Source organism: Winogradskyella sp. SM1960, from assembly GCF_020179375.1.
Classification (GTDB): Bacteria; Bacteroidota; Bacteroidia; order Flavobacteriales; family Flavobacteriaceae; genus Winogradskyella; species Winogradskyella marina.
The window spans coordinates 112489-124555 of sequence record NZ_JAICBG010000003.1; the positions used below are offsets into that span (position 1 = coordinate 112489).

14 protein-coding genes are annotated in these 12067 nt (G+C 33.3%); 1 reads left to right on the forward strand and 13 read right to left on the reverse strand.

Annotated elements, in window-relative coordinates; all coding sequences use genetic code 11:
- Positions 1-24: 24 nt before the first annotated feature.
- The 13 genes from K1X16_RS09345 to K1X16_RS09405 form a co-directional block, all read right to left on the reverse strand.
- Positions 25-519 carry a F0F1 ATP synthase subunit B gene (locus tag K1X16_RS09345; protein WP_225035889.1) on the reverse strand — a complete coding sequence of 165 codons (495 nt, stop codon included), beginning with the start codon at positions 517-519 and terminating at the stop codon, positions 25-27.
- Positions 520-650: 131 nt separating this feature from the next.
- Positions 651-860 carry an ATP synthase F0 subunit C gene (gene atpE, locus K1X16_RS09350; RefSeq protein WP_195870261.1) on the reverse strand — a complete coding sequence of 70 codons (210 nt, stop codon included), beginning with the start codon at positions 858-860 and terminating at the stop codon, positions 651-653.
- 30 nt (positions 861-890) lie between these two features.
- A complete protein-coding gene (gene atpB, locus K1X16_RS09355; protein WP_225035890.1) occupies positions 891-1991 on the reverse strand; it encodes a F0F1 ATP synthase subunit A in 1101 nt (366 codons plus the stop codon).
- 145 nt (positions 1992-2136) lie between these two features.
- Positions 2137-2532 carry a hypothetical protein gene (locus K1X16_RS09360; protein ID WP_225035891.1) on the reverse strand — a complete coding sequence of 132 codons (396 nt, stop codon included), beginning with the start codon at positions 2530-2532 and terminating at the stop codon, positions 2137-2139.
- Between the two features lie 11 nt (positions 2533-2543).
- Positions 2544-2789 carry an AtpZ/AtpI family protein gene (locus tag K1X16_RS18080; RefSeq protein WP_195870264.1) on the reverse strand — a complete coding sequence of 82 codons (246 nt, stop codon included), beginning with the start codon at positions 2787-2789 and terminating at the stop codon, positions 2544-2546.
- Positions 2746-3174, reverse strand: coding sequence for a polymer-forming cytoskeletal protein (locus tag K1X16_RS09370; protein WP_195870265.1), 429 nt, complete (start codon positions 3172-3174; stop codon positions 2746-2748). Before K1X16_RS09370 ends, K1X16_RS18080 begins: the two co-directional genes overlap by 44 nt.
- A 17-nt stretch (positions 3175-3191) precedes the next feature.
- Positions 3192-5711 (reverse strand): tetratricopeptide repeat protein, encoded by a 2520-nt coding sequence (locus tag K1X16_RS09375; protein ID WP_225035892.1) that lies wholly within the window; start codon positions 5709-5711, stop codon positions 3192-3194.
- 423 nt (positions 5712-6134) lie between these two features.
- Positions 6135-6857 carry an ABC transporter ATP-binding protein gene (locus K1X16_RS09380; RefSeq protein WP_225035893.1) on the reverse strand — a complete coding sequence of 241 codons (723 nt, stop codon included), beginning with the start codon at positions 6855-6857 and terminating at the stop codon, positions 6135-6137.
- A gap of 4 nt (positions 6858-6861) precedes the next feature.
- On the reverse strand, positions 6862-8334 hold the full coding sequence (locus tag K1X16_RS09385) for a DUF5687 family protein (RefSeq protein ID WP_225035894.1): 1473 nt from the start codon (positions 8332-8334) through the stop codon (positions 6862-6864).
- 51 nt (positions 8335-8385) lie between these two features.
- Complete coding sequence (locus K1X16_RS09390; RefSeq protein ID WP_225035895.1) at positions 8386-9075, reverse strand: hypothetical protein; 690 nt, start codon at positions 9073-9075, stop codon at positions 8386-8388.
- Positions 9076-9798, reverse strand: a complete 723-nt coding sequence (locus K1X16_RS09395; protein WP_225035896.1) for a hypothetical protein — start codon at positions 9796-9798, stop codon at positions 9076-9078.
- A gap of 1 nt (position 9799) precedes the next feature.
- The gene (locus K1X16_RS09400) at positions 9800-10447 is read right to left on the reverse strand and encodes a hypothetical protein (RefSeq protein ID WP_225035897.1); all 648 of its coding nucleotides are present in this window, start codon (positions 10445-10447) and stop codon (positions 9800-9802) included.
- A 75-nt stretch (positions 10448-10522) separates the two neighbouring features.
- On the reverse strand, positions 10523-10855 hold the full coding sequence (locus K1X16_RS09405) for a PadR family transcriptional regulator (RefSeq protein WP_225035898.1): 333 nt from the start codon (positions 10853-10855) through the stop codon (positions 10523-10525).
- Positions 10856-10984: 129 nt separating this feature from the next.
- Between K1X16_RS09405 and K1X16_RS09410 the strand changes: the two genes are divergently transcribed.
- The gene (locus K1X16_RS09410; protein ID WP_225035899.1) at positions 10985-12043 is read left to right on the forward strand and encodes a ferredoxin--NADP reductase; all 1059 of its coding nucleotides are present in this window, start codon (positions 10985-10987) and stop codon (positions 12041-12043) included.
- The last annotated feature ends 24 nt before the right edge of the window (positions 12044-12067 follow it).

Below are 12067 nucleotides of genomic sequence, written 5' to 3' on the forward strand. Positions count from 1 at the left end.
TTTGAACTTACGCTCAACGATACTTTAATTCAACTTTGCTTCACCTAACATAGACTCAACTAATTCTAGTTGCTTGTCTTTATTAGATAATTCATTACGCACTACTTTTTCAGCGATATCTAAAGATAAGCCTGCAACATGACTTTTTAATTCAGCCATCGCTACTTTCTTTTCGGTTACAATAGCTTCTTGAGCTTGAGTAATCATTTTATCAGCTTGTGCCTGAGCCTCTTCTTTAGCATCAGCAATCATTTTGTTCTTCATTTCACGCGCCTCTTTCAACATGCTTTCACGTTCGTTACGCGCTTCTTGTAAAATACGCTCGTTATCCGCTTTAAGATTTTCCATCTCTCTACGTGCGCCTTCGGCAGATGCTAAGGCAGTTTTTATACCTTCTTCTCTTTCCTCAACAGCTCCTAAAATAGGTTTCCAAGCAAATTTTCTTAATACAATAAGTAGTATTATAAAAGTTACTAACGACCAAAATACGAGACCAAGTTCTGGTTTAATTATATCCATACTGTTTTATTTATATAACTTAAGTTTTATTCTATATGACTAATTAGGTCAAAAAACGATTCTCTATAGCTCTAGAGAATTAAAGTAAAAACACAGAAGCAGCCAACCGCTACTTCTGTATCTTAGTCTTCTTATCCTTGTAATAAAGCAACAACAACACCGAATAATGCAACAGCTTCAATAAAAGCTGCTAAAATAAGGGCTGAAGTTTGGATTTTTCCTTGGATTTCTGGTTGGCGTGCCATAGCTTCCATAGCTGAGCTACCAACTTTTCCAATTCCCATTCCTGCTCCAATTACTGCGATACCAGCTCCAATAGCTGCGATTCCTGTAATAGTCATAATATAAAATTTAAATTAGTAATATTTAGTTTAATGTGCTTCTTCTGTTGCCATTCCAAAATAAAGGGCAGACAATATTGTAAATATATATGCTTGTATTGCTGTTACTAATATCTCGATAATAATAATAAACAATGAAAAACCTACTGATATTGGCGCTACAGCATAGCTCTTAAATATAAAAATCAGAGACATTAATGCCAATACAATAATATGACCTGCTGTAATATTAGCAAACAGACGAATCATTAGCGATATAGGTTTAACAAACATCCCAACAATCTCAATAGGCATTAAAAATATTTTCATCGGCACCGGAACTCCTGGCATCCAAAATATGTGTTTCCAATAATTTTTATTACCGCTCAAAGTGGTAATTACAAACGTACACAATGCCATAGCACATGTAAATGCAATATTACCTGTAAGGTTAGCACCATTAAGAATTGGAATTAATCCAAAAATATTATTTATCCATATAAAGAAAAACACGGTTAACAAATAAGGCATAAAGCGCTTATACTTGTGCTCACCTATCATAGGAATAGCAATGTCGTCTCTTACAAAAAGAACTAAAGGCTCAATAAAACTAGCAATACCTTTAGGAACATTCTCTCCAGATTTTTTATAGTGTTTTGCGGCCGTCATAAAAATAAGTAACAGTACTATAACTGACACCCACATCATAAAGACATTCTTGGTCACTGATAAATCTACAATTGGTCTCGAAGCATTTGTTGGATGGTGATCTGCATCATAAGCAACCGCCGTTTCACCTTCGTTAAGCACGTATATCTTCTCGTGCACGTTAGCGAATTTTTGACCATCTTTTTCTACAACTACATTTCCATTATAGTCGTACTCAAATTCAGAGGACAAAAAGGCTGTAAACCCTTGATCTGTATAAAGAATTATAGGCAAAGGAATATTTATATGAGTTTCATTCTCCTGCCCCTTATGTAAGGTGGCAATATGAAAACCATAAGCATCCTTAACGTGATGCAAAATCATTGCTTTTGAGTCAAACTTTTCTGAATCTCCTGTGTCTTCACTCTGCTTAGCAAAACTGAAGCTAAAAACAGTTAAAAACAAAACAGTAAAAAGGGTGCGCTTTAAGGTGCTTAATGTCATTATTTACGGCTTTAAAATACCTTCTTTTAAATTTCATGCAAATGTACGTACATTAAATGAATTGACAAACAATAATTTTTCTATAATTTATAATTACTGTTTTACTACGGAAACCGTTGATTTATAAGTTTTAAAAAAACAAACCTTAGGACTTTTGAAGAAATTTAACTAAGCCTAAAACCTCAAAAAACAAATACAAGAAATACGGGATGAAAAAATTGAAAACATCTGGCACTTTGTTTTCAAAATCCGATAGAATTAATGGTAGTAAAAATAATATCGCTAATAGCATCTTAAAAAGTGTCATTCCCATAAATAGAATAAAAACATCTTTCATTCCAGAGGAAAATTTGTAATTGACTACTGTATATACTATTAAGGTCACAATGACGTGAAAGGTATAAATATGCCAAACAGGAAAAAAGAAAGTAGTGTCTTTTGCAAAGTGAAACAAAAGATAAGCGTGAATACCAAATAATAACACACTAAGTCCAACTAACTGCAAAACAAATGCTATTTGTCTCTTTTTAAAATCCTCCATTTTTAATCTACTTATGAGCTTGCAATAATACGTCTTATAACATAAACCATTGACAAAATTACGGAAGATAATGACAATATTAAAGTGTATAATTTATGCTCATTAGGAAAGTATTCATCGAGTTTTACTCCTATGAATGTCCCAACACCGATAATAATTACCATCTGAATTGCTATGCTAGAATAACGAGCATAAGAATTAAGATCGCTCTTTTTAGTTTTGGGCTTTTGCGGTTTGTTGTGATTTGCTTGGCTCATTAGATAAAGATTTTACAGTGCCTTTCATACTACAAGTAGCGTTAAAAGTTGCTCCAGGCTCTACAGCCAACTTACTTACATGTACTTCACCTTCAATATGAGCTGTAGTCTTTAAGGATAATGTACCAGACAAAATAAGCTTCCCTGAAAACTTACCTTCAAAATCAGCATTTTCTCCTTGTAAAGTTCCTTTAATAAAGCCCGACTTACCAACAACTATTTTGCCAGAGGTTTTTACATTACCTTCAATTGTTCCATCGATTCTAAATGGTCCTTGGCTCGCAATATCACCTACAATTTTAGTGCCTTGCGCTATTATATTTTGTTGTGTACTTGTTTCCATAGTTCCGTGTTGTTTAGATTTTTTATTGTCTGAGGAAAACATAATAAATTAGTTTTAAATTACTGCAGCTTTAAATACGCATTTAAGTTTTTATGTCGTTGAATAATCGCATAGTTTGGTGATGAAATAGCAAAGTATGGCCGCGTTATTTTTGGTTTAATGACACGCCCTCTTTTATCCTTTTCTTCTGACTTAAGCAATTCACCAAACCCATTGGCTCCATTTATACTTGTTAGACCATGAACCACCACAAAAGTGGTGTTTTCAGTGTAAAGATCTTTTGAAACTGTAAGATCAAAGTAGTCGATTTTTGCAACTTCTTCTTCTAAAGTCTTTATAAATGCTTCAATATCTTCACCCGAATTATTTTCAAATTGAAATATGACATTAAATTTGTCAGTATCATCATCTGAAATAAATTCTTTCTTCTCTAACACAGGAAGTGCTTCGTTTATAATTTCTTGAGCCCTTTTGCCTTCATCAGTATTAGCATAAGTTAATGCAATATAGTTAATACCTTCTTTGTAAGCTTCAAAACCATAAAGTCTTCCTTTTGCCGATGCTTTTAAGATTTCAAACTTAGGTACAAAATCACCACCTTCAAATCGCTTTATCTGTGCTTCTGCTTCTGTAATAACAGCTGCATATTCTTCGTTTTCAAATTGTTTATAAAGGGTTGTGTAAATGAATTCTGGACTGTTTTCATCCTTAGACAATTCCGATTGTGGATTTAATAATATCTCCGCGTAGCGCGACTCTGGATAGTCTTGTATAATAGCAGACTTCATTGCTTCTGCTTTTTGGTTTAAACCTAATTCTAGATAAATTCCGTACAAATTATATTTTGAAGGTAAAATTAAACGGTCTTCAGGTTTATTTTCCAATAGGTTTTCGAGTTTAGACTTTGCCAACAGAAACTCTTTAAACTTTTCTTTATAAATAATTCCTAATTGGTAATAGGCAAAGTTGCGCTCTGTAGCAATACTATCTATTTCCGTTTGTTCTGTTGGTAAGGATGCTAAATAGGTTTCAGGATTGAAACGAACATCTTCTATTGTTTCGCCTGTTTCCTCATCTTCTTTAGACGTATTTACAATATCTGCACGCTGACTAGAATGTCTCCAATTATCTTGTAGCTTACGATCTCCCCAAAGCTTTAGGAATTCATTTTTTCCATAAGCTACTGTCGTTGCATTATAAAAATAAAAACTACTACTTGCGCTCGCTCCTGAGGCTTGTAGCGTTCTAGAGGTTCCTGGAGGTCGTTTTGAAGCTTGTGATGCTACGGCCCTGCCTTTCTGCTTTAGATTTCCAGCTGTTGGCGCTACTTGCCTTTTTTGTCTTTCTAAAGCTTCTTCTTGTTGTTTTTGTTCTTCTAATGCTTGTAAACGAAGTGCTTCAGCATGTTTTGTATAAATCGCTAATTGTTCTGATTTTGGAAGACTTACCATCCTTAAAATACTATCATTAGTTTGAGCTATGCCTTCGTAATAGATAACGTCGTCAAGATTTTCGCGCTTTCTTTTAATAATTCGGTATGGTTTTGAATTTTCAACCATTGCCGTCATTGTACTGTCGTAATAGGCTCCAGCGGTTTTATAAACGTTTCTATCAAAATACATGTTCCCTAAAGTTTCATAACTAAGTGCCCTAAGGTGCTTGTCTGAGGTTGTTTTTCTCAGGGATTTATTATAGTATGCTTCGGCAAGACTGTCTGTTGTATTAGTGCGATGGTATTCTGCAATGCGGTAATATATTTTATCTAAAAACGGTCTGTTCTCTCTATTTTCTTCTAATTCTGTAAGGTATTCTTCAAATTCAAGTTGGTTACCGTTTAATACATCAAAATTATTTGACTTTTCTATATGTGCATTAATGTAAAATGATCTTGGGACTTTACGATGCATGTCTATAATAGCATCGAACTCAATATTAGCACTGTCTTTTTTACCAAACTCGTTATATAACTGTCCTTTAATAAAGTGGTAACGTGCTTTTTCTCTTTTAACTTCAGTGTTTTTTGCTGCAATATCTAGCTGAGCAATTGCACTATCTTTAGATTTTATGTTGATATACGCTTGTGCTAAAGCTGCTGTAGCATCTGCCAGATCTTGCCCTTCTATGTCTTCTTCTTTTAATAAACGTTTTAGTTTTTCAATGGCTCCAGCGTCATTATCTAAACGCATGTTTGTTTTTTCGCGCCAAATTTTAACTTGATTGATTTTATCGCTCGTTGGATACTTATTTAAAATATTATTAAACGCAGCCATGGCTGGCACAAAACGTTGATCGAAATAGCGTGCTTGACCTAAAAGTAAATAGGCTTCATCTATTTGAGGATTTTTTTCTTTTCCTTCGATATTCATGCCATGTACCTGAATCGCTTTTATGGCTTTTTCTTCGGCACGTTCAAAATCAGCATTTTTGGTTTGTCCTGGTAGAAAGATATCTTCGGACACATTCATACGCTCCACAGGTAAAAGCTCCCAGAAGTTTTCGGTAAACTCATTATTAACGGCATCTTTTCCACGCTCTAAAGCAATATTGCCATTATAAAGCACATTGTATTTTGTGCCCATAGCATGAAATTGTCGGTTTATAAATTTATCCTTTGTACGTGAACAGCTTTGAGTAAGCATCACCACGCAACATAGCGATAATATGAATTTGTAATAGGTTTTCAAACGTTGGTTCTATTTGGTTAATAGATAACTGAAAAACACCTTGTTTAGTGTGTTAGATGGTAAAAATAAGGATCTTTTTGAATTTGAGGCTGAAATTTATAAGATATTAGACCGCTTCACTGTTAGAATCAAGAATAAGGCTTGATTGTGGTTCATTTGTAATTGATAAAATCGATTGAAAAATAATATTCATGCCATCGTAAATTATTTCTGAGATGAATAATGCTTTGCAACCACACTTACAAATTGCACGTTGTACGAACAAGTTGCGACTTGTCCGTACACTGCCATTTTGCAGATATCAATCTACTGCATTTTTTATTCTTCCTCTTGCATTGCCATTGCAGTGCCAGAAAAATGTGCTTCCAATTCCTTTAATGTTGCAGGATTGGTTTCTAAATCTTTAATCACATGTCCTTTTTCTAACACAACGATACGTTCGCACACATCTGTAACATGTAATAGATCATGACTAGAAACTAATACCGTAACTCCTTTTTTATGTGCTAAATCTCTGATGATTTCTTTTAATCGGATTTGAGTGGTTGGATCTAAATTGGCAAAGGGTTCGTCTAAGATGATCACTTCAGGATTTCCGATTAGTGCCGCTACAATTCCGGCTTTCTTTTGATTTCCTTTACTTAAATCCCTAAGGTATTTTTTTTGATTTAAAATTTCGCCATGGAAAAAATCTTGAAACTGCGCTAATAAAGCGTCAACATCTGCTTTGTTTTGGCCGCGTAATTCGCCAATAAAATAAAAATATTCTTCTGGTGTTAAATAACCGATTAAAAAGGTTTCGTCTATAAATGCAGACGTAAATGGCTTCCAGTCTTCACTTTCATTAACCAGTACATTATTATTTTTTATATGTCCTGTGGTAGGCTGAATTAAATCTAACAACAAACTAAAATAGGTTGTTTTTCCTGCGCCATTATTGCCCACAAGTCCAAAACTTTGACCTTTAGGAATCTCTAAACTATCGATTTTTAAAACCGTATTGCTATTATATGTTTTTGATAAGTTGGATGTAATAATCATAATTCTAATTGTTTTGTTTGTAAGCCACTAGTGTTTTATACTTTTCAGATTTGTAAATCTTCTCGATAATACTAAATACCTTATTTTTAAATAATAATCCTATAAGTCCTGTTATTGCTACCAAAGCAAAGCCTAACACTTCGCTGTAAGCAAAATGACCTATGGCATAAATTACCATGGGTAACACCAATTTAGGAATGGTTAACAGCAACGTCTTTACATTAAATGATTTTTTATCTCCAAAAGCCTTTTTTGCTGAAGTTAAATCTATCGGTGTTTTTATATACGCTCCTCCCCAAAGGACCATATGAGAATTAACTCCGATATTATAAATAGCACCTACAACAACAGCTGCATAAGCTTGCCAACCAAAGTAGAGATAGAATGAGGCAATAATTGTTGTGAAAACCGTAGCAATAACCATAAGATACCATTTGGATTCTAAATATTCCTTATATCTAATATTCTGACTCATTAAGAGCGGATAATAAGCACTATCCCAGCTCGGCACAAATTGACCGAAACTAAACAGAAAACCACCCGACACAAAAATACCTGCAAAAATGCGCCAAAAAGGACCGTCGTAGACTTCTATACTTCCTGTAAAAAACAACAAGCCATAGAAAATAAAGAGAAAGCTCATAAAAATGGTCATTTTAGAACGTTTGTTACGTTTTATGAGCTTAATATCATTTTTTAGAAAGGTTGAAATGCTACCGAAACGATTTAAATAATCCATAGTGTCCGTTTCCGCGATATCAACTTTCTTAGCTAAACCAGCATCTAAATAGAAGTTTTCTCTAAAATATTTGAATGCCATTTTATACAATACAAAAGCCAATACTATTGGGATTATAGCTAAATAAGGCTGATTATAAAATGCTGAAAAGATTGGTGCTGTGAATTGCGTCACATCAAAAATATTGAAATAAAGTAGTCCTCCTAAAATTGCTATGACACCAATTACAGCGAAGAAAACAACATCTTTACTATTGACAAAAATATTTATGAAATTGTTACAATACACAAGTGCAAGCATCGCTAAATGCCAACCCAACACATTTATAAACGGATGACCTTCTATGATTAAAACAATTGAAAAAGGAATAAAAAAGAAAGCATGCCAAATGTTGAAAAATGAAATCATTGTTTTATTGATTCCGAATTTAACAATTTGATCCTTCTTTAATGGTAAATACAATAGCGGTTTAATATTTACAATAGGCATTTTTTGTAGAAAATACTTAAAAACCAAATCGAAAATAAAATAGAAGATTAAAAATTGGTTGATGATTTTTAATGGTTCTGGATCAACCATTTCTTCAATAAGATAATAGGCGCCAATACCTGCTCCTAAAGCATATAATAACATAAAGAACGCACCAAAAACCATTAATATTTTAAGTGCTAAGTTGACCTGAAATGAAGCAGAGCGCGTAAACGCTTTCCATTCTAGATTTATAAATTGTTTTATCATAGTGTAATGATGGGTTGGTTTACCTTGTAAGTATTAAAAAAAGGAGATTTGTTACAAACAAAATTCAGGATAGGTTTCGTTGAGTAGTTTTTCGGCTTTACTTGGTAAGACTTCAAAGCTGATATAGCTGATAATTACGAAAGCAGTAAATGCTAATGATAAACCGACAATAAAGTAAATGTTCGTTATAAAACCTTCTGGTATTCTATATACATTATATAATTGCGACATAAAAACCATTGACGTTACTCCAGATTGTCTAAAAATAATTTCTTCTAGCATCCATTTTTTGTTCGAAATTTCCTTTCTACGTCTAAATTGTCTATTAAGTTGGATACCTTTATAAATGGCCCAAATTATTATAATACCATAAAAAACCAAGGCTAAAATTGGCGTATAAAAAGTAGAGAAAGCCAAATAAAACCCTAAAAACAAACTTAACGTTGCAAATATTTGTGGTAACGCAAACCAATTTTTAAGTTCATTCCATAAATAACGCCTATAACGTTTATTCATCGCTTTAGTCCGTTGTTCAATAGCGTCCATAAAACCACAGACACCAAATTTCTTGAAAGCTTTGTTTTTAGCCTCTTCAAAACTGAGTTTGGGTTGATTTTGCCATTGGGTTTCAATATCATTAGCTAAATGATCTACGAGTTCGGTTTGTAAATCGTAATGCTCCACAAAATGCTGCCTTGTGAAAGCGTAGAGATCTTGTATTTGAGGTTCTGTTAGTTTCATTTATAAAAACTTGAGACTAAAAGATTTTTTATTCTCTTCATACACTTTCCGATATACATCAATATTAGTTCTTATCATTGGATAAAATAAACATGCAACAATTACAAAGAAGCCATCAGGCATACTTGCAGCATTTTCGTAATTTTCCTTTAAGATATAATAGGAGAGATTATACATGGACCAAACTAACATCGCAGAACTTGTTGCCATTGCAAAATTCAAGGATTTTCTAGTAGACTTATCTTTAAAAGTATAATATGCTGAATAAATAGTAGGCAGAATTAATACCAACAAACCAATAAGAAAACTTAACTCTGGTTTAATTTGATAGATTGTAATAAATGACAAAATAACTGCGATGTATTCTAACCAAAATTTAAAGGTGAAAAATTTAGTTTTAAGATGGTTCCATGTCATTTTTCGGTATTTCCTACCAAGTTCTTTCTGCTTATTTCTCGTAAATTTCTTAAATCCAATATTACTTTGATACAATCCTTTTTCAAAAATTCTGTCCTTTGAAACACCGAATTCTATAAATTGATTTCCAAATCCTCTATGAATTTCAAGCAATGCTTCATTGAAAGAAATACCATCATTTGCCATTTTATCTTCTACAGCAGACACAATATGGTCTAATAATTCTAAACGTACATCCCAAAACTTAACCTCATTTTTAATAAGGTAGTTGTCTATGAATTTTATTTCTTCTTTGGTGAGTTTCATTTTAGACTACACTTTTAAATCGGCTTTCATAATCCATAAATAGCTTTATGCTTATTATAACCAAAATCATCACTAAAGTTAGCGATAGGCTTGCACCACCAATTGTCCAAAACAAATCACTTGTTCCGTTGATGTCTTTTGTTCTACTAATAAAGATATTAGGCAATTGGTAAAAAGCTAAAAAAGGAAATGCCAAGCGTTCTACTACTGAGAATCTTTTATTCTGTTTTACACCTTGATAAACGACGTAGGTTAGGATAAATCCAGTCAATCCAACGAGCGGAATTATAGAAATAAACAGCCTAAACGTTTCTATGGAATAATTTTGAAATAAGATATAAAACCCAAGACAAGATGCTAAAAAGAGTATAGGTGTCAGTGGACTTTTAAGCTGCTGAACAAAGGTTTTCCATATTTTTTTATCAGCCAATTTTAAAAATTGTTTATTATCATTTAAGAGTTGTGCTTTATTTTCAACCATGTAATCTTTGAAAATATCATAAAAGCCTCTCGTATCACCTGCTTCAATTTGGTTTTCAATATCAGACGCTACGTGATCTACCATTTCCATTCTTATATCAACGTAAATGACATCAGAATTCTCTAAGTAGAGATCTATAAATTGTATGTCTTGTTTTGTTAGTTTCATTTGTGGTTAGGTTCCAAGACCTGCAAGGTTTTAGATGCTGAATCAAGTTCAGCACATGCCTTGCAGGATTAGTACTTATGCCAATTTTGGATTTACTAAAGCTTGCATCGTCTTTATATATTCCGCTAATTCTTCCAATTTATTCACGGTTTCTTTGGTTCCGGTTTCAGTGAGTTTATAGTATTTACGCAATCGGTTATCCACTTTGGAGACTTCAACATCTAACAAACCTTCGGCTTCTAACTTATGTAACGCAGGATATAAGGCTCCTTCTGTGATTTTTAGTTCACCTTTTGTTAAAGCCTTTACCTTTTGGGTAATTTCGTAACCATACATTTTATCGTGCTCATTCAATAGCTTTAAAATGATGGTGGTTAAACTTCCTTTATATAATTTTGAATTGCTCATCGTAAAACAAATATATACATAATTTTCTTATGTATAAGACGCTTATGTATGTAAAAAACACCTGACAGGTTTCAAAAACCTGTCAGGTCTATGGAAGAATAGTTATCTTTGCACAAAATTTATTTTTTAATGTCACAATTTCATTCACTCACTATAAAGTCAATTGATAAAGTAACGGATAATTCTGTTGCCATAACCTTTGATATTCCTGAACATCTTAAGGAAAAATTCAGCTTTAAAGCCGGACAATATATTACCTTAAAAACCACTATTAATGGTGAAGACATCCGAAGAGACTATTCAATTTGTGCGTCACAAAGTAGCGGAAATGTAACCGTTGCCGTAAAAGCTGTTGAAGATGGAACGTTTTCAGTTTACGCCAACACCATTTTAAAAGTTGGTGACGTTTTAGACGTTGCAGAACCTAATGGTCGTTTTGTATTTGAAGCCAACGAAGCTAAAACCCGAACCATAGCTGCCTTTGCCGCTGGAAGCGGAATTACACCTGTGCTTAGCATCGTAAAAACCTTATTAGAAGAAGAGCCTTTTAGTAACTTCATCTTAGTTTATGGTAACAAAACCTTAGCTGATGCGATGTTTATTGACGATCTACTTGAACTAAAAAAACAATACAAAAATCGCTTTCATGCGCATTTTATATACAGTCAGTCGCGAGAAACAGATGCCCTTTTTGGCCGTATTGAAAAAAGTACGGTTAACCTCATCGTAAAAAACAAATATAAAGACGTAACTATAGACAGTTTTTATCTCTGTGGACCAGAACAAATGATTCAAACGGTAAAAGATGTTTTATTAGAAAATGGTGTAAAAGAAAATGCCATTAAATTTGAATTGTTTACAGCACCTGTTGATGCAGATTCTGAAGAGGCTGGTGATTTACCTTCAGGTCAAACTAAAATTAAAGTTTTGGTGGATGATGAAGAATTTGAATTCAACATGTCGCAAGAGCAATCTATTCTTGAGGCGGCTTTAAAACAAGATATTGACGCGCCTTATTCTTGTCAAGGTGGAATTTGTAGTAGTTGCATTGCTAAACTTACAGAAGGTGAAGCTAAAATGCGACAAAACAATATTTTAACAGATAGCGAAGTTGCTGAAGGCTTAATTTTAACCTGCCAAGCGCATCCTACTACGGCAAATGTTGTAGTGGATTATGATGATGTGTAAAACAGACGTTAGACCGCTTCGCTT